Here is a 23026-nt window from a genome sequence, read left to right on the forward strand (position 1 = left end):
AGGTTTCACTTTGAGATTATTTTTTTATAAACTCCCTTTAGTTTTATTTTTGTTCTTCTCCTTTTTCTCGGGCTTCAGGATTTGATTTTCTGCAGTTTTGTATCCATCTCAGAAGCTTCAAAATAACAGCTACCAGTTAACGGTTCTCAGATAGATTTATCCGAAGAAAATAATGATTTTAACTCTAAGGCGGGAAGTCCCCTTCCTCGGAGCGAAGCGACAGGTGGGGGATGAAAGCCGTCAACCTCACCATAATAAGCTTAACAAAACCTATATGTCTCTTTAAACTGTATAATATATAGTATGTTAAAAGCCTACAAATACCGAATCTACCCTAACCAAAAACAAACGGAAATGATCAAAATTCATTTTGGCGCGTGTAGATTTGTCTATAACTGGGCTTTAGAACAGAAAATAAAAACTTATGAACAAACCAAGAAATCAATCTCAAGGTTTGATTTACAGCACATTTTAGTCCATGAAGTAAAACCTTCTAACGAATGGTTGAAAGAAGCTAATTCACAGGCTCTACTTGCCTCTCTAGTAAATGTAGAATCAGCATTTACGAAATTCTTTAGAGAGAAATCTGGATTTCCCAATTTCAAATCTAAGAAAAATCCAGTCCAGTCTTATCAGATGCCTCAACATTACTCTGTAGATTTCGAGAAGCAGATAATTAAGCTTCCAAAAATAGGTGAAGTCAAAACCATACTTCATAGAAGGTTTGAAGGCAAACTTAAAACCGCAACAATTTCAAGATCAAGTACAGGAAAATATTATATCAGTATCCTTGTAGATAATGAAAACGATATTCCTAATAAGCAGAACTTTTCAGAATCAACTACAATAGGTATTGATGTAGGCATCAAAGATTTTGCGGTTCTATCAAATGGAGAAAAGGTTGAAAATCCCAAATATCTTAAAAATTCTCTAAAAAGAATGAAAGTTCTCCAAAAAAGAGTCTCTCGAAAAGTTAAAGGTTCTAAGAATAGGAATAAGGCTATACAGCATCTTTCAAAAATCCATGAAACTATTAGCAATCAGAGAAATAATTTTCAACATCAACTCTCTTTTAGACTGATTAGCGAGAACCAAGCTGTAGCACTGGAAACTCTGAATGTTAAAGGTATGGTAAAAAATCATTGTCTGGCTCAATCTATTTCCGATGCTTCGTGGAGTAGTTTTGTAACCAAATTAGAGTATAAAGCTCAATGGTTCGGAAAAACCATCTTACGAATAGGAAGATTTGAGCCATCTTCTAAATTATGCAATGTTTGTGGATATTATAATTCAAATCTAACTCTTGATGTTAGAGAGTGGACGTGTCCTGATTGCAAAACAAAGCATGACAGAGACATAAATGCTGCAATCAATATCAAAAAATTCTCTCTTCAAGATCAAAATCTTATAGTTATCTGACACCTGCGGAACGCAGGGGATGGGCTTGTGGACTTGCGAACAGTAGTTCGAGGGATGAAGCAAGAAGCCCCTTCCTCGCTTTCATCAGAAAGCAGGGAGGGGTAGTTCACTTTGAATAGAAGAAGATTATTTTGATCAGTTTTTACTGCAAGAGGAGCTACCATGAAAATTGTTAAGTGCGGCGATCTGGGATTCAAGTGCAACTTTATGGCTACTGGTAATGAGCTGGAAGAAGTCGAAAAAACTATGTTTGACCACATAGAAAAAGAACATAAAGAAGAACTTGAAAAGATGTCCGAAGATGACATTCACCACCTGAAGCATCGTGTATCAACCCTTCTAGGAAGAAGTTGCGGTTGCGGTGCCCTCTAATATTTAAGCTTCCACGAACTTCACAGCTTACCCTGGGTCTCCCGGGTATAGACCTTTTTTTCAGAGTTTTTTTGTGAATGCGGTTTTCAGCAATTCAGTAAAGAACAGGACTCGGGCTGAGCCCATATTGTAATACTAACGGACTCAATCCTTATCTGAAATAGATACTCATGGGAACATACACTCATGGGTTAAGGACCCAGATCTGGTAATTAAGCAGCGCCGCAAAACTGACCCAGAGAAGATAAGGGATAAGGAGATAGGAAGCTGCTTTTGAAATCTTCAAGAATTGTATAGCCGTCAGCAGGATTGCAAGCCAGAGCAGGAGAATCTCAAGAAAGGCAGTATAAGGAGACTGCAGTCCGAAGAACAGGAGAGACCAGAGTATGTTAAGGCCCAGCTGTAATCCGAAAAGGAAAATACCCACTTTGGCTTCTTTTTGCTGCAGCCCCTTTTCCCACACAAGATAAAGGGAGATTCCCATAAGTGTATAAAGCGTTGTCCAGACAGGGAAAAAGACCCAGGAGGGAGGATTAAAAGCCGGCTTTTCAAGCAAAAGATACCAGCTTTCAAGAGAAGAAGATGTAAATATAGCACCAATTGCCCCCGCGAACTGGCAGATAATTATGGAGACCAGAAGCCTGAATACATTCACTTTAAACATATAAGACCCCAAAGAGATACTGTACTTCAACACTAATTAATTGTAAGGTCCGAAGAATATTTAATTTGTTTTTTCATATCTTTTGAAGTATGTTGGAAAATATTCCAGAGCGGAAAGTTAAAATTTAAACCCTATTTAGAAATTCAGTCCTTCTGGAATGAAATTTATATACAGGATATTAGAAATATACGTAGTGAAGGGGGGATGGATTTCACAAATAATTTTAGAAACTTTTTAGATATATATGGAGCTTTAAGCGCAGTCTATGCCACAAAACATAGAAATATATATATAATATTAGGTCGGTAAATGATTACCTAATGCCTGGTGAGGATGGAATAAAATGGTGCAGATGAAAAAGTGTACGACTAAAGAAGACGTATTAGAGACTGTAAAGGAACGAGACGTAAAGTTTATCCGGACTCAGTTTACGGATACACTCGGCATCATCAAAAGCTGGGCAATTCCTGTAGAACAACTGGAAGAAGCTTTTGAAAACGGCGTAATGTTTGATGGATCTTCGATCCAGGGCTTTACAAGAATCGAAGAATCTGATATGAAACTCGTGCTTGACCCGTCAACATTCAGGATCCTCCCCTGGAGACCCGCAACAGGCGCAGTCGCAAGAATTCTCGGAGACGTATACCTCCCTGATGGGAAACCCTTCCAGGGAGACCCCAGATACGTCCTGAAGAGCGCAATCAAAGAAGCCGAGAAAATGGGCTTCTCAATGAACGTCGGACCGGAACTTGAATTTTTCCTTTTCAAGCTTGATGCAAACGGAAACCCTACAACCGAACTTACCGACCAGGGCGGATACTTCGACTTCGCACCCCTTGACCGTGCACAGGACGTACGCAGAGACATTGACTATGCCCTGGAACACATGGGATTCCAGATAGAAGCATCCCACCACGAAGTAGCACCCTCACAGCACGAAATAGACTTCAGGTTCGGCGACGTACTTAGCACGGCAGACAATGTAGTAACTTTCAAGTACGTGGTTAAGTCCATTGCCTATCACAAAGGATACTATGCGACATTTATGCCAAAGCCCCTCTTCGGAGTAAACGGTTCAGGCATGCACAGCAACCAGTCCCTCTTCAAAAATGGAAAAAACGCTTTCTATGACCCGGGCACCCCTACCCAGCTTTCCGAAGATGCAATGTACTATATAGGCGGGCTGTTGAAGCACATAAGGGAATTTGCAGCAGTAACAAACCCCGTGGTAAACTCATACAAGAGAATAGTCCCCGGATATGAAGCCCCGGTTTACATCACCTGGTCCGCCAGCAACAGGAGCTCCCTGATAAGGATTCCGTCAACCCGCGGCAACGGGACCAGGGTAGAACTCAGGTGCCCGGACCCGGCCTGCAACCCGTACCTGGCCTTCGCCCTCATGCTGAGAGCCGGCCTTGATGGGATTAAGAACAAGACCGATCCCGGAGAGCCAACCAACGTGAATATTTTCCATCTCACGGAAAAAGAGCGCCAGGAAAAAGGTATAATATCCCTCCCTGCTAACCTCAAAGAAGCAACGGATGAAATGAAAAAGAGCGAGTTCGTAAAGGAAGTGCTCGGACCTCATGTCTTTGAAAACTACCTCTGCGCAAAAATCGCAGAATGGGACGAATACAAAGCCATGGTCCACCCCTGGGAACTTAACAAATACCTCCACATGCTGTAAGGATAATCGTCCTGAAGTGTTTATAGTACGCCGGAAAATCGTTTAGTCAATCATCCTGAAGTGTTTACAGCACGCCGGAAAATCGTTTAGTCAACTATCCGCTAAATCGAAAGATTTAACGGATTTCCTGCTGAGGTTTTATGAAAACAAAGAGAAACATTTCAATAAGGATTCAGGAGGCACACTTTATCCGGCAGGTGTGCTCCGGGATTCTAAAAAAACACCCACTTGATTGAAAAAGGGAAAGAAGCTTCGTCGAAAAATGGGAATTCATTTCATTGAGAGAAATTGAGTTTAAATTTTCTTCAGAAAAACAGAACCTAAAAAGGATTTCAGTATAAAAATGCTTTCCTTAATAAATACTGCAATTTCAGTTCAACCTTTTCAAGTATGGCTTATTACTTTTTTGGCAGGCGGCGGTATATAAAATTCATCTTACGCAAAAAAGGCTGGCAGCTCTGAGCAGGACATCATTGTAAACTGCTTAGAGGCCCAACAATACAAACAATATCACGCAGGAAGAAAGAAAAATAAAGCGTTAAAACGTCATGCTTTGCAGTGTTACTGTAAGCAGGTCTGATCCTGAAAAAAGAAACATATATATATTGTCAAATAGGTACTAAATTACTTACTTCCCTTAGCGGCGACCCTTTCAATTTCTTTAAAATAACCAAAAGCAGAGGCAGGAAAGCTGTCATGAATTCAAATTAATTATATAATAAAGATTAAATTAATATACGAAGAATATTCCTTTAACTTACGAAAACTTATAAAATATCCCCTGAAACCCAGTTTCTCCAGCTGGCAAATTTTTAGAACTATTTCTCAAAAATGAGCCGCAGAAATCATCCAGGAAGACATTAACAAAATACATTTGCATTATGTTCATTTTTATTCATCCCTAGAGTGATCAAAATGTGTGGAATAATAGGCTTTATAGATCGAAAAAAGTCCAGAATGGACGGATCGAGCATAAAAGCCGCCCTCAGTCTCATGAACGAAAGAGGCAGTGGAGACGGGGCAGGCTATGCTGCATACGGGATTTACCCCGAATATGCAGACTGTTATGCTCTTCATGTTTTCTTTGACAACATGGCAGAACCAAAAAAGAAGGTTGATGAAATCCTCCAGCAGTGGGGAGAAATCGTTCACCAGGAAGAGATCCCGACCACCCCCCAGCCAGGCTTAAAAAAGGTCCATATTCCCTGGAGATACTTCTTTAAACCCTCAGAAAACCTGATGGAGGGGAGAGTAGCTTCTGAAAACGATGTTGTAACGCATATATTCATGGAAGTAAATGCCAACATAAAAGGAGCCACAATCTTTTCCTCGGGGAAAAACATGGGAGTCTTCAAGGCTTCCGGCTGGCCCGAAGATGTAGCAAACTTCTACAGGATAGAGGACTACAAAGGCTACATCTGGCTTGCCCACAACCGCTACCCGACAAATTCACCGGGCTGGTGGGGAGGAGCCCATCCCTTCAATCTTCTTAACTGGTCAGTGGTACATAACGGGGAGATAACCTCTTACGGCACAAACCAGCGCTATGTGGAGGGTTACGGCTATAAATGCACTGCACTTACCGACACAGAGGTTGTAGCTTACCTTTTTGACCTGCTCGGAAGACAGCATGAGCTCTCCCATGAAATGATTGTCAAGGCCCTTGCCCCCCCCTTCTGGGACGATATCGACCGTATGCCTGCAAAGGAAGCCGAACTGAACAAAGCAATCCGCCTTACCTACGGGTCTGCCCTTATGAACGGGCCTTTTGCTATTGTAGTTGGGACAGAGAACGGTATTGTAGGCTTCACTGACAGGATTAAACTGCGCCCCCTGGTCGTTGGCGAAAACGGAAGCAGGCTTTACATATCCAGCGAAGAAGCCGCAATAAGGACCCTTGACCCCGAAGTAAAGAATATCTACACTCCCAGGGCAGGAGAACCCATCATAGGGAGGTTTATCGAATGACGCTCGGAAGCGTACCCCCAAAATTTAAAGTCAGCATCGACCGCGACCAGTGTATGGACTGCGGGCGCTGCATTGAAAACTGTTCCTACGGCGTATACAGGAGAGAAGGCGACAGGATCCTGATAGAGTCCAGGAAATGTACCGCCTGCCTCCGCTGTGTTGCAATGTGCCCGAGGGACGCAATTAATATTACGGAAAAACCCATCGACTACCGTTCCCACCCCATCTGGACCCGGGAAGCCAGGGAAGATATCATCAACCAGGCCCGCAGTGGAAAGATCATCCTTTCAGGGATGGGAAACGCCAGAGATCTGCCAATTATCTATGACCGCCTTCTCCTTGATGCCTGCCAGGTCACAAACCCGAGCATCGATCCCCTGAGAGAACCCATGGAACTCAGGACCTATATAGGGAAGAAGCCGTCCAAACTCAATTTCAGAAAAACCGAGAGTGGAGACGTTGAGCTTGAAACAAAGCTGGCCCCCAACCTGAAACTCGACACCCCCATCATGATCGGACACATGAGTTTCGGAGCCATCAGCCTTAACTCTCAGCTCAGCATGGCAAAAGCCGTAGCCGAAACCGGAACCTTCATGGGGACAGGAGAAGGTGGACTGCATAAGAAGCTCTACCCCTACCAGGACCACATGATCGTCCAGGTCGCTTCAGGCCGTTTCGGTGTGAACATCGACTACCTCGAAAGGGGCGCTGCCATTGAGATCAAGATCGGACAGGGAGCAAAGCCGGGAATAGGAGGGCACCTCCCCGGAGAAAAGGTAAACGAAGAAGTCTCCAAGACCCGTATGATCCCCCTAGGAAGCGATGCAATCAGCCCTGCGCCTCATCATGACATTTACAGCATTGAAGACCTTGTCCAGCTTATCAGGAGCCTGAAAGAAGCAACCGAATGGAAGAAACCGGTCTTTGTTAAGATTGCAGCAGTGCACAACGTGGCCTCCATCGCCGCAGGCATTGCCAGGTCCTCTGCAGACGCAGTGGTCATTGACGGGTTCCGCGGAGGGACCGGGGCAGCCCCGAAGGTCTTCAGGGACCATGTGGGAATCCCCATCGAAGTTGCAATCGCCAGCGTTGACCAGAAACTCAGGGAACAGGGAGTAAGGAACGAGATCTCCATCATTGCGAGCGGCGGAATAAGGAACAGCGCCGACCTTGCCAAGTCCATTGCGCTAGGAGCGGATTCCGTCTACATAGGAACTGCAGCCCTGGTCGCTCTGGGATGCAGAGTCTGTGGCAACTGTTACAGAAACCTCTGTCCCTGGGGCATTGCTACCCAGCGCCCGGACCTTGTGAGCAGGCTTGACCCCGAAGCGGGAGCAGCACAGGTTTCAAACCTGATACACGGCTGGACCCTGGAACTCAGCGAACTTATGGGTGCAGCAGGCATCAACAGTATTGAAAGCCTGCGTGGAAACAGGGACCGCCTGCGCGGATATATGCTGGACGAAGGGATGCTTAAAATCCTGGACGTACAGCCAGCGGGGGCCTGAATATGAAGACGGTAAGAATTGATGCTAAGGACATGCACTACACCCCCTTAAACCAGAAAATAAGGGCAGCAGTTGCTGACGGAGCAGAGGAGATCATCCTCGATAACGTGCTCGGCCAGCGCTTTATAGGGGACGGAGTTAGAGGCAATACCCGCATCATAATCAACGGGGTCCCCGGAGGAGACCTGGGGATGTTCATGAGCGGACCCACCTGCATAATCCACGGGAACGCCGAACACGCTCCTGGAAACACCATGGACAGCGGTATGCTTGTGATCCACGGAAGCGCAGGAGACGCCGTCGCCCACAGCATGAGGGGAGGCAAGGTCTTTATAAAGAACAACATAGGCTACCGCGGCGGCATCCACATGAAGCAATATGAAGTGGAAGCCAGGCCCGTACTTGTCGTAGGCGGCACAGCCCACTCCTTCCTCGGAGAATACATGGCAGGAGGCCTTGTGCTTGTGCTCGGAATCGGCAAGGAGAAATCCATGACCGACAGGGGCATAGGCAGCGGGATTCACGGCGGAGAAATAATCATTCGCGGAGAAGTGGATGACTACCTGCTGGGAGTCGGAGCCAAGAAGTTCGAGTTTACGGAAGCCGACCTGGAACGCATAGCCCCGATCATAAAGAGCTTCTGCGAGCAATTCGGATATGACCCCGCAGAGTTCCTGGACACCAATTACACAAGGATCGGACCTGCAAGCAGCCGGCCTTTTGCAAGCAAATACGTCTGGGAGTGATCAGAAATGGCAGAAAAGAAACAAATCAGTAAGACTTACCTTGACCTGAAATCAAAAGTCTGGGACACCGGCCTCTGCTCAGGCTGCGGGGCCTGCATTGCAGTCTGTCCTGCTGACGCCCTGTACTTTGAAACCGGCGGCGATTCCACAACTCCGAAAAGCAACGGCTACTGTAAAGCCGCTGTTGATGACGTGCCCTGCGGGGCCTGCTATGAGGTCTGCCCAAGGCTCGATGAACAGTCTTCAAGCCTGCTTGGAGACTACCTGAATATCACTACCGGAAAGGCAGAATTCGACATCCCGAGAAAGCAGAGCGGAGGAGCCGTTACCGCAATCCTTGCAAACGCCCTGGAAACAGGCCTTGTAGATGCTGTGGTTACGGTCACCGAAGACCCCTGGACCCTCAAGCCACACTCCATGGTAATTACCAGAAGTGAAGCCCTCATCGGGCAGGCAGGAAGCCGCTACAACTGGTGGGTACCCCTGGTCTCAGCACTTAAGGAAGCCGTTGTTACCCAGAAGCACAGGAACATTGCAGTTGTCGGAGTTCCCTGTGTGGTCCAGGCTGTCCGCAAGATGCTTGAGACCGACCACCAGCTGGTCAGCCCCTACAAGAAGTCCATCCGCTTCGTGCTCGGGCTCTTCTGTACCGAAAGCTTCGACTACGAAAAGCTGATTGCAGGCAAGCTGAAAAGCGAGTACGCCCTCGAACCCATGAAGGTCTGCCGCATTGATGTTAAGGGTAAACTCGAAATCACCCTCAACGACGGGACCCAGTACGTGATCCCCCTTGCCGAACTTGAGGACACCATCCGCCCAGGCTGCAACGTCTGTACGGACTTTACCGCCCTCAAAGCAGACATCTCAGCAGGTTCGGTCGGAAGCCCTGACGGTTACACCACTCTTGTCGTCCGCACCCTTGTAGGACAGCACCTCCTTGACAGCGCGGTTGCCAATGGGAAGCTGAGCGTAGGCGGCGAAGTAAATCTGGGAATCATCGAGAAGCTTGCCACAAAGAAGATGGCAAGAAAACAGGAATAATTACTTCAAAAAACAGCTTTTGGATGGAGCTCGGCTCCATCTTTTCTTTTTCTTATTTTAGATTCTGATTTCTAAATCAATATACAGGAATCAAGCCCGGATTGTTCCCTGTAATGCATTCTCCACCATCAGAAGTTACTATGAAGGTATTTTCAATTCCCACCATTCCGATGTTTTCAATTCCTCTTTTGGGTTCCAGGGCAAATACCATTCCTTCCCGCAGGGGCTCATCAAACCCGGCTGCAATCACAGGGGTTTCATCGATCAATAAGCCAACCCCATGCCCGAGGAATTTCACTTTACGGCCCCCAAAGCCCATGAAATTTTGCAGGAATTCCTCATCAAGCCCATTCATTATGGTATTGTAGATTTCCGAGGGGATAGCCCCGGGTTTTAACATTGCTGCAGCTTCGTTCTGGATAGCCACGCATTTATTGTGGATATCTATGGCATACTGCGGAAGGGAAGAGCCGAACATGTATGTCGTGGTTTTATCCGTATGGTAACCTTCAACCCCGCACCCGACATCAACAAAGACCAGGTCGCCTTTCCTCAATTTCCGGTCCCGACTCCCGAGCAGGGGGACTGCAGGGCACAATCCGAGCTTTCCGCCGGGCCCGTTAAAATAAGTAGGATAAATGGAGCTTTCCCCAAAACAGACATTTCCCAGAATCATCTCCGTATCAAACATGCCAAAGCGGGATACTCCATGGTGCCCTTCCTCTACCAGCACTGAGAACAATTTGGTTGCGAGGTCCGCTTCACTCATCCCTTCCCGCAGCATCTCAGGCACAAGGTCTTCGAGCACATGCTGATGGATCCTGCCGGCTTCTCGCAACAGGGACAGCTCATATTCGCTTTTTACAGCTTTCACAGAGGCAATCTGAGTATCAACGGATTTAACATTTTTAAAGGGGAAGTATTTTTGAAACCTCTGGTATAAAGCTATAGGGACTACTTCAGTTTCCAGATATACCGCGTCCGGAAGCTTACTTTCATTGCCTGCTTTACAGACCTTACTTACACTTCCTGCAGCGTCCCGAAAACTATTCATGGGTTCTATATTGGAAAATAAAGATTCGTCCAGAGCCCTTTCATAACTGCGCCGGACCCAGAATGTTGCCTCTTCGTCCCTCGGGACAATTAGCATTCCGTCCTGCATCGTACCGGTAAAATAGTAAAGGTTAATTTTGCTGAAGATGACAGCGATTTCCCAGTCGGGATTTGATGCGTCCATCCGTTTTCTGAAACGGGTCATACGGTATTCCAGTTCAGTAAAAGGTACTTTCTTCGTCATGGGTATCCCTTTACTAAGTTATCTGCTACCAATTATAGAAGTGTAACCTGGGTAGTGAAAAGTGTTCCCATAACTTTTCAGGGTAAAGTTATCAGGGCGTAGTTACTAAATTATATCAAGCACGAATTCAAAAGTTAGAAGTTAGGGGATTGGATTTGTCAGAAAATTTCAACAGCTTGATTGAAAAAGCCTCAAACCTGGGACTTAAAGCCTATCTACTGGATACAGCGGATATCCCGGTGGAAAACCGGATAGCCCTGAAATGCGCCTATGGCTGCCGGAGCTACGGGAAACGGTTGAGCTGCCCTCCCCACATCCTTTCTATTGAGGATTTCAGAAAAGTCCTGCAGGAATACAAAAATGCACTTCTCCTTATGGAAGAGCACGAAGCCTCCGGGGAGGACGCCCTCAAAGCCTGGGGAGAACTCCGGAAAACCTCTTTCAGGAAAATGTACGAGCTCGAACAGGAGGCTTTCAGGAACGGCTTCATCTTCGCCCAGCTCTTAAGGCCCGGTTCCTGCAACGAATGTGAGGTCTGCAACCTTGAAAAATGCGTAAAGCCGGAAATGAGGCGCTTTGCACCTGAGGCTGTCGGAATAAATGTCCAGAAGGCAATGGAAGGGGCAGGGCTTGTACTTGAGTTCTGCAAGCCTGAAAAAACTGCATGTGTTGGGATTTTACTGCTGGAGTGAAAATTAGGGTGAGCCTGAGCGGGTTTAAGTTAATGGAGTTCAGGTTATAGCCCCTAATTAAAAACTCACAGCCTTTGAATAGTATCCTGACGTCCTTTTTCAGCCTGTTCCCCATCAACGAGATCCCTTTACTGCTGCTCTGGCAGGTAAATTTGCCAGAGAGTAGATCCGTTCAAGGGGCATGGAAAGTTTCAGTATAAAGATTCCTTTTGTTTCCACAGGCGAAGCTTCGGATTTTTCCAATAATAAACTGCCGCCGGGAGAGAGGTTTTCAAGAAGGTGGACTGTGCGGTCGTTAACTGAACCGTACCCGAAAATAGTGTCGTACCCCGGTTCTCCGAGATCTTCGGCTGAGGAACACAGGATCTCGCGAATTTCACTGCCGGTCTTTTCGGGGTACATGTTCCAGATAAGAGCTCCGACCCCTGCAACAGAGGGGGCGGAAGCACTTGTACCCATAAAGAAGCTGCCCTTTCCGTTTATGCTTGAAACTCTCACACTGCCGGGCCCACTGAGGTCGGTCTTGTTCCTGAGTTCTGGTTCCGGATAGTAGATGCTTACAGGCCCGCGGGAAGAGTAGGCTGCGATCTCCCTGTTTTCCGGATTTCCTGAATCAACCGCCCCAACACAGATAACGCCCGGAACAGCAGGATGCCCGAAAACCGAGTCCTCCTCAACCAGATTGTCAGGATGAACCTTTACGGAGGAGTTAGGGTAAATAAAAACTTCCAGTACCCTATCCTCTCCTGAATGTTTTTTGACAGAAATACCCAGTGTTTGTACAGCTTCCTCCCTGTTGACGTATTTGATATATTCAAGAGGGGTATCTGTGCCACTCTGAGCCTTTTCACTTGCAGCAATTTCGTTTCCGCTGCAGCAGTCATAGAGGTAAAGGTCGTAGTCGTTTTCGGAACAATTCCAGGGGTCATTCCACTGGAGGACCACAGTAACTTTCTCACCTGGGGGGACGTCCATGGAAATATTATTAGAAGTGCTGGCCCCGGAACTGAAATCGTGCCAGCCTGACCCGTTATCGAAAAACATGCCCTGATAATGGCGGCCTGCGTCATTACCTGCTGCGCTCACATAGAGAATGTCCTGGCTTTCTATTAATTCTTTAATATGGGAAGCTACAATTCCATCTTCGAAGAAAGGTTCATCAGGCCAGCCCACATCATCGCATATAATCCGGCAACCTTCGGCAAGGAGGGTATCAACAGCCCTGTTAAACTCAAGCTTATTGCGGCCTGCACTATGGAAATACAGTTCCGTACCAGGAGCTGTCTCATGGACTATTTCGAGCATTACAGTACCCTCTTTTCCATTTCCGGGAGAAAGTACGTGTACATCCTCAGGCAGAACTCCCGATGCCATGGCTTCAGATATGCCTTCTACTCCATCTGAAATTATCCCGATTTTAATTCCGGCTCCTGTTACACCGTCCGGTTTCCAGAACTCTTCAGAAGAAGAAGAAAAAGTTGTTTTTTCTTCCCGGTCCACCTTTCTTATAACAGGAGAAATAGCAGGCTGGACTGAATGTACTCCTTTAAGAGAGGATAGTTCTTCAAATGATTCCAGTTTAACGCAAACTGCAGCAATACCGGATTCTTCATCCCATTCTTCAACCCTGGAACAGGAGTCCAGCACCCCTGCATCCGTACCGGGAAAAAGCCGGACATATGCAGTAAGATTCTCTTCGACTTCTTCGTTGTAGATTCTGCCTGAATTTCCTTTCGGCGGTTCCGAAAGAGATGATAGCGGGCGCAATACTCCTGAATCTGATGAAACCAGTCCGGAAGATAATAAACCAGAAGTTAGACCAGAAGTTTCCGGTTCAGATTCGAGAGATCCGACTCCTTCACGTACTATAAAATTGAAATGAGAAAATATGCCTGTAAAGACTATGACTAATATTGACAGGTACAATACTCTCCTGGTGTAACTCCCCAGATACACTACCCCCCGATGTTGCTTATATGGTAAGTTAAGGATGCAAACAGAATACAGGTATATGCGAAGTAATTCCTGCAGCAAGAACTGAACAGAATCAACTTATTTTAACATATATCGATATACATTATAAATATTTCCACTAATAATTAATATGAATTTAGAACAAGAATTAAAAATAAACGACATCTAATGAGAAACTAAATTATTAAGTGCTTTACAAAAACAGGAATTACTTAATAAAATAATTTAACCATAACATTACGTATTATAATTAAATGAGTGAAGACAGAAGATATATTAACTTCCGGACATATGTTATGGGAAGACATAGCAAATTGGAGGTCTTGTTCAAATTGAATTCTGAAAAGCTTAAAATAGCTGTTCTTGGAGGAACCGGCAACATCGGAGAAGGAATGGTGCTAAGGCTTGCCCTTCAAAACCTTATGCCTGATGGTGTGAAGAATGAGATAATTATCGGGTCCAGGTCTCTGGAAACTGCAGATGAGGCTGCAAAAAAAGCTTTATCAGAGCTTGAAAATTGCGGGTTTGATACATCAAGGACAACAATTACCGGCATGAGCAACCTTGATGCCGCGCAGGCAGCCGAAGTAATAATACTTACGATCCGTTTTGACCACGTTTTGCCTTTGCTGGAAGAGATAAAAGAGGCCATTGAAAATAAGATTCTTATTTCACCTGTGGTTCCAATGGTAAAAGAAGGGGGCCTTATGGCATACAAACCTCCGGAAGAAGGCTCAGCAGCCCTTGCAATTAAGAAAAATGCCCCGGAATCTGCCAGAGTTGTTGCAGCTTTCCACAACATCCCTGCAGGAAAGCTCAAAGATGTTGTTAAATGCACAGCCGTACACGATGCGCTTGTATGCAGCGACGATGCCGACGCAAAGAAACTTGTTATGGAGCTTACACGGCATATGGGTTGCCTCAAACCCCTGGACGGCGGCCCTCTTAAACAGGCAAACACCATGGAATCTCTGACACCTTTACTGATCAATCTTGCAAAACTGAATGGGCTTAAAGACCTTGGGATAAACTTCTCTTGAGAAATAAAAAAAAAAAAAAAAAAAAAAAAAAAAAAAAACGGAAGAACATATCAGGGCAAAAGCTGCACGGAAAGAATAGAAACCTATATGGGGATGTGGGATTTTACGGCAGGCAACTTGATTTTTATATAAGAAGAAATATATTAGAAACCATCAAAGATTTTACGGGGCATAGAAAAATATAACCTTTGCCCATGAACGTTAAACCGGACCTGAAAAATGATATTTAAAAATAAAGTTACACCCACTCCTGAAAAGATATACGCTATTTTTGATTTCAATAAAATCTCCAATAAGTATTCAGGAACTGTGGTTCATCTCTCGATCTCGGATTTTAACCCTGAATAGATTTAGTTTAGGTTAAATATTATGAGAGTAATACGAACATATAGTAGGGAATTTATGTCAACTACCCCTGAGGGCAGTGTTTTACTCTGATCTCAGTGTCTTACTCTGATCTCAGTGTCTTACTCTGATCTCAGTGTCTTACTCTGATCCCAGTGTCTTACTCTGATTTCAGTGTTTTACTCCGATCTGTTTCTTTCGATCATATTTGCTTTTTTAAAACGGAAGAATCAATATAAAAACCAGACTCAAAACCAGACAGTGAACCTGTATGAGTGAAGAATTGCTAAAAGTGTTAAAGGCGGCAGGACTTGAGGTACTTTCCTGCATGCACTGCGGCACATGCACAGGAAGCTGTCCTTCGGGACGGCATACCGGGCTCAATACCCGAAGAATAATTCGAGATGCACGCAAGAACAGAGCTACTGTTCTCTCAGATGACGCCCTGTGGCTCTGTACAACCTGCTACACATGCCAGGAGCGCTGCCCACGCGGAATACCAATTACAGATGCTATTCTTGAGTTAAGGAGGCTCGCAGTCAGGGAAGGTTTCATGCTTCCCGAACACCGCCGTGTTTCGGAAATGGTGCTTGAGTGCGGACATGCAGTCCCCCTCGATGAGGAAACAAAGAAAAAAAGGGAAGAACTCGGGCTGGACCCGATACCTGAAACCGTCCAGAAATATCCGGAAGCTCTTGAAGGGCTGAAAATCCTTCTCAAAACCTGCAAATTCGACGAGCTTGTGGCTGAAAAATAAGGAGGCAGAAAAATATGGCAAAACTATCGCTGTTTCTTGGCTGTATCGTACCCAACCGCTACCCGGGAATTGAGAAAGCAACAAAACTCTGCCTGCAAAAACTTGAAGTTGATGCATCCGACCTGCCAGGAGCCTCCTGCTGCCCTGCCCCGGGAGTGTTCAAGTCTTTTGATAAAGCAACCTGGCTTGCCCTTGCCAGCCGAAACATCGCCCTCTCGGAAAAAATGGAGAGGGATGTCCTGACAGTTTGCAACGGCTGCTATGGGTCCCTGGCAGACGCGAATATAGAACTTAAAAAAGACCCTGAAATGAAAGCCTGCACAAACACCTGCCTCAAAGAGATAGGCATGGAGTTTAAGGGGACCGCAGAGGTAAGGCACATAATCGAGTTTCTGTACAGGGAATTCGGACCTGAAAAACTCAAGGGCTGCATCACAACCCCCCTTGACCTGAAAGTAGCCCTTCATTACGGATGCCACCTGATCAAGCCCTCAAAGGAAAGAAACCTTGGAGAAACGGAAGCTCCGGTATTCTTTGATGAGCTGGTTGAAGCCACTGGTGCAAAAAGTGTGGATTATACAGACAAAATGATGTGCTGCGGAGCAGGAGGAGGCGTACGTTCAGGGCATGCTGCCGAATCCCTGGAAATGCTTGAACATAAGCTTGCCTGCATCCGGAATGCAGGAGTGGACTGTATTGTCAATGCATGCCCCTTCTGCCACCTTCAGTTTGACAAAGGGCAGCTTGCAGTCAATGAGAAGTTCGGAACTGACTACTCTATCCCCGTTCTCCATTACTCCCAGCTCCTTGGCCTTGCTCTCGGCTTTTCTCCAGACGAGCTGGGGATAGAACAGAATGCGGTCCAGAACATTGAATTTCTTGCAAAAATCTATGAAATCAGCGCAGGCTTGAGGTAAATAACCGGAAATCAGGCAGAACGCTTGAAAAAGAGGTTTAAGAAAAAAAGGTTAAGAAAGTGTTTTAAGCCGGGAACTCGACATCCCCTCGAGAACTTAATCCAGACCGTCTTATCTTTCTTCCTGCATATACCAGAGGCATTTCTGCCTCCATTTGCAGGCCCCACATACATCTTCGATATCCGAAGCTTTGTTAAGTTTTGAATTTATGAGCCTGAAGGCTTCATCTGCCTTTATAACAGTTCCGTCATCTATCCTTAATTTCTCCAGAACAACGAGGTCCATTTGCCTGATCCCGCGGGAGAGAGCAGATTCCTGAATGGTGCATTCCCTTTTACTGGGACAGGAAACGCAGATTGCATCACACACAGTTACAAGCTTGAGAAGTCTGGAAGGAAGAGTCTCAAGATCCGAAATCACAGCCCGCATATTGGCAACAAAAGCCGGGCTGTATCCATATCCCTGGAATCCCTGGATACAACAGAGGTGATGAGCCCTGATTTTCAGGAGTTCGGAATCGGGTTTAGAGTCAGTTTCAGATTTACATTTCGATTTTTCAGACATGCATTTCTCCAGGGCTTAAAATCACAAAAATAAAAGAATTATTTCTACAAATTCATTCTATAAAATCAATTTCTGAATCCCCGAGATAGGGCAATTCCAGGAGCGGAAGTGTTATCGAAGGGGCTTCCGAGTATTCTGCAAAGAGAATATCATAGCCGGTCTTGAGCCCCAGCATGATATTCAGGTTAGTGTGATCATCGTTAAGGAGGAGGGCCTGCCCTATAGGATTGCAGACAGCTTCAAATTCCAAATTGCCGGTTTTTCTGAGACCAAGACTTTCTTTTTCGAGGCTGCAAACCTTGCAGCAAACTGAAAACACCTCAAAATATCTTGAAAGTAGATCATAAACCAGCCTTGCTTCCCTCTCATGCTCAATACAGAAAGCAATTCCTATCTTCCTGTACCCAAGCCTCTTTGAGTAAATTGCAATTTCTTCTAATTTTGTCCTTTTTGCAGAGTCTGACTCAAGCCAGGCGGCCATCTGGATCGATTTAAGATCATCGCCGCTATACTCGAGTCTCGATTTGATAACAGAGCAGTTTTTGCCTATCAAACATTCCTTATTTCTGCACAACGCACACTGCACACTTTTTCTCCAAGGGATTTTTAACACCAATAGGATACTATAATCATAAATAAACTTTGCAGGTATAAATATTTCTATGAGAGCCAGAAAATGTACTGGTAGAATTGATGATAAGTAAAATAGATGAAAAAACTCAATGAGAAAAGAAAAAACTCAATGAGAAAAGAAAAAATGGAAAAATCAAGGATTTATTTCTGCCTTGCTTTCGGCAACGGACCTTCGGAGAGTTTTTCAAGGGCATTAACAATGTTTTCAAGTTTATTGAAAGGAATCCCCATAAGCATTTCATCATTTTCGATGTCAGTAGCTTTCCTGCACCCGAAGCAGCCTAAAGAGATATTTATTTCCCCAGTCAAGGTCGGCAGGATAGTTGTGTCGGCGCAGGTTGCCTGAAAAGCTGCACTGCTAAAGTTTACCCTCCCGCCTTTATAGTAGGTACTTGCCGGGACTATCCAGTAAACGGTTTCCGGCCTGTCCACAAGAATAACTACATCGGGCTCGACCTTTGCATCCTTCAGAGGCCCTACAACAGTTGCGGTTCTACTTTCGGGCTCAAAAGCGGGACGGTTTGCTATCATTCCTGCTGCTGCCTCCACACTATCAAACATCCCAAGGTTATGGTGGAACTCTCCTGAAGCCACCTTTTCAGGCGAAGGAATGATCCCAAGGCTTGAGGCTCCTACCACGCAGGCATGTTTACCTGCAGGAATTATGAAAGACTCCCCTTTCCTGGCTTTCATGATAGACTGGCAGTGCCTGAGGTTTTTCTCGGGCTCATTATACCCTTCGGGCATAGGCTCTCCTTTTTTAACAACTTTCACTGCCACCGGTTCGTACCTGAGGTCAAGGAACTTGACCAGTTTCTCTGCAAGTTGAGTATAATCCATTTTATTCCCTCACCAACTACTTATTGAACTCACTATAGAATTATTTAATTCACTGCCGAATTAATACCAGCTTCGTCAACTGTTTATGAATAAGATTCAAAGGACAGACTGCAATATTAGTAAACAGTTGCCATATTATTTAACTTTCTAACATTTAAGTTAAAATTATTCCGAAAAGTTAAGGTTCCCTGATCCGGAAGCTTTTGGGCATATTTCGTTATTGAAAGTTTCTGAAAGCCTTATTTCGATCTCTGCCCAGAGGTTACGTACAATATTTGCAAACTCTACAGCCCCGGTGTCCCCGGAATGAGCAGCATATTCGATCACGGTTTCTTCCATCATCATTGCCTCTGTAGTTATGTCCGCATAAGGTAAACGGGCAAGAAGAGGAATTCCGGCTTCCCTGCAAAAAGCCTCAATTTCAAGGCCCTTTTTCTCGTTGAGATCATATTTGTTAATGCAGGCAACAGTCGGGATTTTGAAATATGCAGTAAGTTCGATTGCCCGTTTCAGGTCGTGGAGTCCGGAAACAGTGGGTTCGCTAAGCACAAGGACAAGGTCTGTTCCGGTAATTGCTGCCATAACAGGGCAGCCAGTGCCGGGAGGGCCGTCAATAAGAACGAGTTTGCAGGAATATCGATCTGCAAGTTCTACGGCCTTTTTTCGGACCAGGTTCACAAGTTTTCCACTTGCTTCCTCTCCAGTGCCCAGTTTTGCATGAGCCATTGGCCCGAAACGGGTTATGGAGGAAACTGCCTGCCCGGAAACTCTCGGCATCAGGGAAACCGCGTTTTCAGGGCAGGCGACAGTACAGACTGCACAACCTTCGCAGCCATACGGATTTATCGTGAAGTTTTCAAGGACTGCTCCGAATCTGCAGGTTTCCCGGCAGATGCCGCAGCCAGTACAGAGATTCAGATCAATGGAAGCAAGTTCCAGTCCCAGGCAATCCTCTGTTTTAAGTACCTGGGGCTTAAGGATAAGAGGCAGGTCGGATGCATCAACATCACAATCAGCAAGTACAGCATTTCCGGAAAGAGAAGAAAAGGCAGCTGTAAGGGTGGTCTTTCCACATCCACCTTTTCCGCTAATTATAGCCAGCTGCCTCATTGTACCCCCGTACTTTTACAAGCCAGTGCTTTTATCGTTTCGAACATATCTTCGAACTTTTCCTTCCAGCCAGGCATTTCCTTAACAAAGGGAATGCCCTCTGAATAGAGCCTGGCAATCATCCTATCATTAGGAATGCGGAGCAGAATAGGAATCCCTTCAGCTCTGCAAAACTCTTCCACCCTTGAATCTCCAAGCCCGTCACGGTTGAGAACGACCCCCACAGGAACATTAAGAGCCCTTGTAGCTTCCAGGGCAAGAAGGAAATCGTGGAAACCGAATGGAGTCGACTCTGTAACAAGCACACAGTAATCCGCACCCCCAATGACGGCAAGGACTGGACATGCCGTTCCGGGAGGGGAATCAATGATTGCAGGTCTGCTTTCATCGAGATGCCGCTGAAGCGACCTGATGACCGGCGTTGCCATAGCTTCCCCTATGTTCAGGATACCGCGGAGAAATTTAAGAGAGGTTTGAGAAGATGATGCTTTTTCGATCCTTCCGATAGACCTGGGCTTTTCTTCTATGGCTCCTGCCGGACAGACAAGGCTGCAGCCGCCACAGCCGTGGCAGAGGGAAGGAAAGAACATGATCTGTATGGGAAGGGCAGCCAGAGCATTATACTTACAGAAATCAGCACAATTCCCGCAAAGAGTACACTTATCAGGATTAATTTCCGGAACCAGACAGGTTACTTCTTCTACAGGCTCCAGTTCAAAATCCAGAAACAGGTTGCAATTAGGCTCTTCCACATCACAGTCAAAAAGCTGCACGTCTTCGAGAGCAAGAGCAAGGTTTACTGCAACCGTGGTTTTCCCTGTACCGCCTTTGCCGCTTGCAATTGCAATTTTCATGAGCTGCGCCTTCTCACCCTTACATAAACTGAGGAGCCCATCTCTCAGTGATGGTGCTCGTGTTCTGCACAGGTGTTTTCGGCACTGGCACTACGGAGCTGACCTGCTTTCCAGGCTCCGATCGCATCCTGAACCGTACCTTCGACACCCACGAAAACATTGATTCCATAAGACTCAAACATCTTGACAGCTTTGTATCCCAGTCCCGAACAAAGCATAATATTCACCCCATTTTTATAAAGGAACTCAGGAGGCAGGCCTACTCCACCCATATGCTCGCTAGTATTAGGGATTACGGAAACTTCTCCACTGTCAGTATCCAGGATAGTATAAGTGGGAGCCTTTCCAAAGTGCTGTTCTATAGTTCCTTCCATGCCGTTGTTATCTCTTGTAGGTACACATACTTTCATATAGCTCACCTTTAAATTTCCAGACATTTCACAGAAAATATTGTTACAAAATTTTTCTTATTTATGAGATTTTGTTCTTAGTAACTGTCACAAAATAAATTATGTATATTTATCACAGAGTTGGTTTGCAATTAGTGATAATGATCTTGAAAATCAAGGCATCCAATCGAACCATGTGCATAGTTTTTTCTGTGACGGGTCCTTAGTTTGGACCTTTAACTCAACTCTTCCTCATACCGATATGAGTGGAAGCGTTCGGGCTCTCAAGGAGGGAAAGCTTTCCGGATTGATACTCTCGAAGGGCAAAGGAGACCGTACCTCTGATTCCAGAATGGATTTCAATACCTGCTTCGGAGAGTATGGAGAAAGAGTTCGGCCCCACACTTCCCGTTAAGAGGGTGTCTACCCCTGCGCTCGCAATTTCCTCTGCTGCCCGGATCCCTGCGCCACCGGAGGCTTCGGACCCGGGATTTTTGATTGATGTTACTGACCCTATCTCCGGATCAATGATCACAAAATAATTGCATCTTCCGAATTGAGGGTCCACTTCAGAATCAGGATCCTTTCCAAAGGCACTTATGCAGATTTTCATATTTTATGCTCCAATATAAAATCCGCTGACTCTCAAACCATACATTTCTCTGTAGATTTTTCGAATAAAGTGGAGGCATATCAGCCCCGCACAAACGCAGAGAAGTCAGAGATATAGAAAGTACAATTTCACCCATATGAGTGTAAATATTTATAGTTTTCTATTTGAAAAGAGAAATTGTTATATATTTATTCAACAATGTACATAAGTAACCTATGAAAAAATGCAGAGGAAGACCAAAATGCCCGAGGCGCGTTGAGCAAACCCCTGATGTCACATATTTCAAGCCCAGGGGGGTTCCACTTTCGGATCTTGAAGTGGTATCCCTCACAGTAGAAGAACTTGAAGCCCTGAGGCTTGTGGATGTTGAAGACCTTAGACAGGAGGACGCAGCCACCAGGGTAGGGATATCAAGAAGAGCGTTCTGGGAAGACCTGAAAGCCGCCAGAATGAAAGTAGCACTCGCCCTCAGCACAGGAAAAGCGATTGAGATAAAAGGCGGTAACTATATCAGGGCTGAGGGTACTGACATTAGAGATGATGTTGACGCGTAAAAGAGAGATTTGAAACGGGGAAAAACTGAAAAATGCGGAATTTTTACACAGGCGATAAAAAATGAAAGATAAGGTTCAATCACTGGAAAGCTTATCGAAAAAGCCCGAGGAGCCAAAAATCGTAGTCAGCCTCAGGCGCATCAAACGCAAGATAATGGTAATGAGCGGGAAAGGCGGAGTAGGAAAAAGTACGGTTGCCGCAAATCTCGCTGTCGGGCTTGCCCTCCGCGGACACAGGGTCGGTCTTCTTGACTGTGATATCCACGGTCCGACTGTCCCTACTATCTTCGGGCTGGAGTCCGCAAGACCTGAAGTAAATGAAGAAGGAATTATCCCAATTCAGGTGCTTCCCAACCTCTCAATAATGTCTATTGGTTTCCTGCTCGAAAACAAAGACTCACCTATAATCTGGAGGGGACCTGCCAAAATGGGAGCAATCAAGCAGTTCCTGGAAGAAGTTTACTGGGGGGAGCTTGACTTTCTGCTTATCGACCTTCCGCCGGGAACGGGAGATGAACCCCTGAGTGTAGCCCAGCTTATCCCCAACTGTGACGGTTCCGTGCTTGTTACAACCCCTCAGGATGTAGCCCTTATCAGTGTTCGGAAATCAATCACATTCTCGGAAAAACTAAATGTACCTATAATAGGGCTTGTGGACAATATGCATGGGCTTATCTGCCCTCACTGCAATAAGCCTATAGATGTATTCGGAAGTGGAGGCGTTGAAAAAGCCGCAGAAGACTTTAATGTCCCTGTCCTTGCCAGACTTCCTATAGAGCCCAAAATCGCAGAAATGGAAGACAAGGGTACGATCGTTCAGGACCAGCTTAAACACAGCACGGAGTGGCAGAAGAATTTCGAAAATGTCGTGAATGCAGTAGAAAAAATCCTTGAGGAAAAGTAAGGCAGAGTAAAAAGGTTTACACAATTCATAATTATTAAGTTTCTTTATCGGAATTGCATTCCTTTATCGGAATAGATCCTTTTTATTTTTCTTTTTATTTTTTTGTTTATATAATGTATTTCCCGGATTTTGGATTCC

General features: G+C 45.5%; 23 protein-coding genes. 13 read left to right on the forward strand and 10 right to left on the reverse strand.

What is annotated here, in order from left to right; translation table 11 throughout:
• Positions 1 to 303 precede the first annotated feature (303 nt).
• Together tnpB and EO93_RS01340 are read left to right on the forward strand one after the other, a co-directional pair.
• Positions 304 to 1419, forward strand: a complete 1116-nt coding sequence (gene tnpB / locus EO93_RS01335; RefSeq protein WP_048160764.1) for an IS200/IS605 family element RNA-guided endonuclease TnpB — start codon at positions 304 to 306, stop codon at positions 1417 to 1419.
• 162 nt (positions 1420 to 1581) lie between these two features.
• Positions 1582 to 1791, forward strand: a complete 210-nt coding sequence (locus tag EO93_RS01340; protein WP_048136050.1) for a DUF1059 domain-containing protein — start codon at positions 1582 to 1584, stop codon at positions 1789 to 1791.
• 184 nt (positions 1792 to 1975) lie between these two features.
• Here EO93_RS01340 and EO93_RS01345 read toward each other — a convergent pair whose 3' ends face one another.
• Positions 1976 to 2455, reverse strand: coding sequence for a TspO/MBR family protein (locus EO93_RS01345; protein ID WP_048136052.1), 480 nt, complete (start codon positions 2453 to 2455; stop codon positions 1976 to 1978).
• Positions 2456 to 2798: 343 nt separating this feature from the next.
• On the opposite strand from EO93_RS01345, the gene glnA reads away from it, so the two are divergent.
• The 5 genes from glnA to EO93_RS01370 all read left to right on the forward strand — a co-directional run bounded on the left by glnA (position 2799) and on the right by EO93_RS01370 (position 9405).
• The gene (gene glnA, locus EO93_RS01350) at positions 2799 to 4142 is read left to right on the forward strand and encodes a type I glutamate--ammonia ligase (RefSeq protein ID WP_048138014.1); all 1344 of its coding nucleotides are present in this window, start codon (positions 2799 to 2801) and stop codon (positions 4140 to 4142) included.
• A gap of 915 nt (positions 4143 to 5057) precedes the next feature.
• Positions 5058 to 6110, forward strand: coding sequence for a glutamine amidotransferase family protein (locus EO93_RS01355; RefSeq protein WP_048160766.1), 1053 nt, complete (start codon positions 5058 to 5060; stop codon positions 6108 to 6110).
• Entirely contained in the window at positions 6107 to 7618 is a 1512-nt protein-coding gene (locus tag EO93_RS01360) for a glutamate synthase-related protein (protein WP_048160768.1), read from the forward strand. Before EO93_RS01355 ends, EO93_RS01360 begins: the two co-directional genes overlap by 4 nt.
• 2 nt (positions 7619 to 7620) lie before the next feature.
• Positions 7621 to 8364: a hypothetical protein gene (locus tag EO93_RS01365; RefSeq protein WP_048135674.1), complete on the forward strand. Its 744-nt coding sequence runs from the start codon at positions 7621 to 7623 to the stop codon at positions 8362 to 8364.
• A 6-nt stretch (positions 8365 to 8370) separates the two neighbouring features.
• Positions 8371 to 9405, forward strand: a complete 1035-nt coding sequence (locus tag EO93_RS01370) for a Coenzyme F420 hydrogenase/dehydrogenase, beta subunit C-terminal domain (protein ID WP_048160770.1) — start codon at positions 8371 to 8373, stop codon at positions 9403 to 9405.
• A gap of 76 nt (positions 9406 to 9481) precedes the next feature.
• Here the strand turns inward: EO93_RS01370 and EO93_RS01375 are convergent, their stop codons facing one another.
• Positions 9482 to 10702, reverse strand: a complete 1221-nt coding sequence (locus tag EO93_RS01375; RefSeq protein WP_048160773.1) for a Xaa-Pro peptidase family protein — start codon at positions 10700 to 10702, stop codon at positions 9482 to 9484.
• 155 nt (positions 10703 to 10857) lie between these two features.
• On the opposite strand from EO93_RS01375, the gene EO93_RS01380 reads away from it, so the two are divergent.
• Positions 10858 to 11394 carry a DUF2284 domain-containing protein gene (locus EO93_RS01380; RefSeq protein ID WP_048135667.1) on the forward strand — a complete coding sequence of 179 codons (537 nt, stop codon included), beginning with the start codon at positions 10858 to 10860 and terminating at the stop codon, positions 11392 to 11394.
• Between the two features lie 114 nt (positions 11395 to 11508).
• On the opposite strand, the gene EO93_RS01385 is transcribed toward EO93_RS01380, so the two are convergent.
• Complete coding sequence (locus EO93_RS01385; protein ID WP_052735355.1) at positions 11509 to 13161, reverse strand: S8 family serine peptidase; 1653 nt, start codon at positions 13159 to 13161, stop codon at positions 11509 to 11511.
• A gap of 539 nt (positions 13162 to 13700) precedes the next feature.
• Here EO93_RS01385 and npdG point away from each other — a divergent pair.
• From npdG to hdrB, 3 genes are all read left to right on the forward strand, one after another.
• Positions 13701 to 14408 carry an NADPH-dependent F420 reductase gene (gene npdG / locus EO93_RS01390; RefSeq protein ID WP_052734440.1) on the forward strand — a complete coding sequence of 236 codons (708 nt, stop codon included), beginning with the start codon at positions 13701 to 13703 and terminating at the stop codon, positions 14406 to 14408.
• Between the two features lie 616 nt (positions 14409 to 15024).
• Positions 15025 to 15510, forward strand: a complete 486-nt coding sequence (hdrC, locus tag EO93_RS01400) for a CoB--CoM heterodisulfide reductase subunit C (RefSeq protein ID WP_048160776.1) — start codon at positions 15025 to 15027, stop codon at positions 15508 to 15510.
• 14 nt (positions 15511 to 15524) lie between these two features.
• Positions 15525 to 16427 (forward strand): CoB--CoM heterodisulfide reductase subunit B, encoded by a 903-nt coding sequence (gene hdrB, locus EO93_RS01405; RefSeq protein ID WP_048160777.1) that lies wholly within the window; start codon positions 15525 to 15527, stop codon positions 16425 to 16427.
• Positions 16428 to 16538: 111 nt separating this feature from the next.
• Here the strand turns inward: hdrB and EO93_RS01410 are convergent, their stop codons facing one another.
• From EO93_RS01410 to EO93_RS01440, 7 genes are all read right to left on the reverse strand, one after another.
• Positions 16539 to 16991 (reverse strand): DUF1284 domain-containing protein, encoded by a 453-nt coding sequence (locus EO93_RS01410; protein WP_048160778.1) that lies wholly within the window; start codon positions 16989 to 16991, stop codon positions 16539 to 16541.
• Between the two features lie 52 nt (positions 16992 to 17043).
• Entirely contained in the window at positions 17044 to 17544 is a 501-nt protein-coding gene (locus EO93_RS01415; RefSeq protein ID WP_235284069.1) for a DUF1847 domain-containing protein, read from the reverse strand.
• 221 nt (positions 17545 to 17765) lie between these two features.
• Complete coding sequence (locus EO93_RS01420; protein WP_048160780.1) at positions 17766 to 18464, reverse strand: DUF169 domain-containing protein; 699 nt, start codon at positions 18462 to 18464, stop codon at positions 17766 to 17768.
• A gap of 165 nt (positions 18465 to 18629) precedes the next feature.
• Complete coding sequence (locus EO93_RS01425; protein ID WP_048160781.1) at positions 18630 to 19574, reverse strand: ATP-binding protein; 945 nt, start codon at positions 19572 to 19574, stop codon at positions 18630 to 18632.
• Complete coding sequence (locus EO93_RS01430) at positions 19571 to 20428, reverse strand: ATP-binding protein (RefSeq protein WP_048160782.1); 858 nt, start codon at positions 20426 to 20428, stop codon at positions 19571 to 19573. Before EO93_RS01430 ends, EO93_RS01425 begins: the two co-directional genes overlap by 4 nt.
• A gap of 44 nt (positions 20429 to 20472) precedes the next feature.
• A complete protein-coding gene (locus EO93_RS01435; protein WP_048131521.1) occupies positions 20473 to 20838 on the reverse strand; it encodes a NifB/NifX family molybdenum-iron cluster-binding protein in 366 nt (121 codons plus the stop codon).
• Between the two features lie 220 nt (positions 20839 to 21058).
• A complete protein-coding gene (locus tag EO93_RS01440) occupies positions 21059 to 21430 on the reverse strand; it encodes a NifB/NifX family molybdenum-iron cluster-binding protein (protein WP_048131522.1) in 372 nt (123 codons plus the stop codon).
• 215 nt (positions 21431 to 21645) lie between these two features.
• On the opposite strand from EO93_RS01440, the gene EO93_RS01445 reads away from it, so the two are divergent.
• Entirely contained in the window at positions 21646 to 21984 is a 339-nt protein-coding gene (locus EO93_RS01445) for a DUF134 domain-containing protein (RefSeq protein ID WP_048160783.1), read from the forward strand.
• A gap of 61 nt (positions 21985 to 22045) precedes the next feature.
• The gene (locus EO93_RS01450) at positions 22046 to 22888 is read left to right on the forward strand and encodes an Mrp/NBP35 family ATP-binding protein (RefSeq protein ID WP_048160785.1); all 843 of its coding nucleotides are present in this window, start codon (positions 22046 to 22048) and stop codon (positions 22886 to 22888) included.
• Positions 22889 to 23026 lie beyond the last annotated feature (138 nt).

This window comes from Methanosarcina sp. 1.H.A.2.2, from assembly GCF_000979975.1.
Lineage (GTDB): Archaea > Halobacteriota > Methanosarcinia > Methanosarcinales > Methanosarcinaceae > Methanosarcina.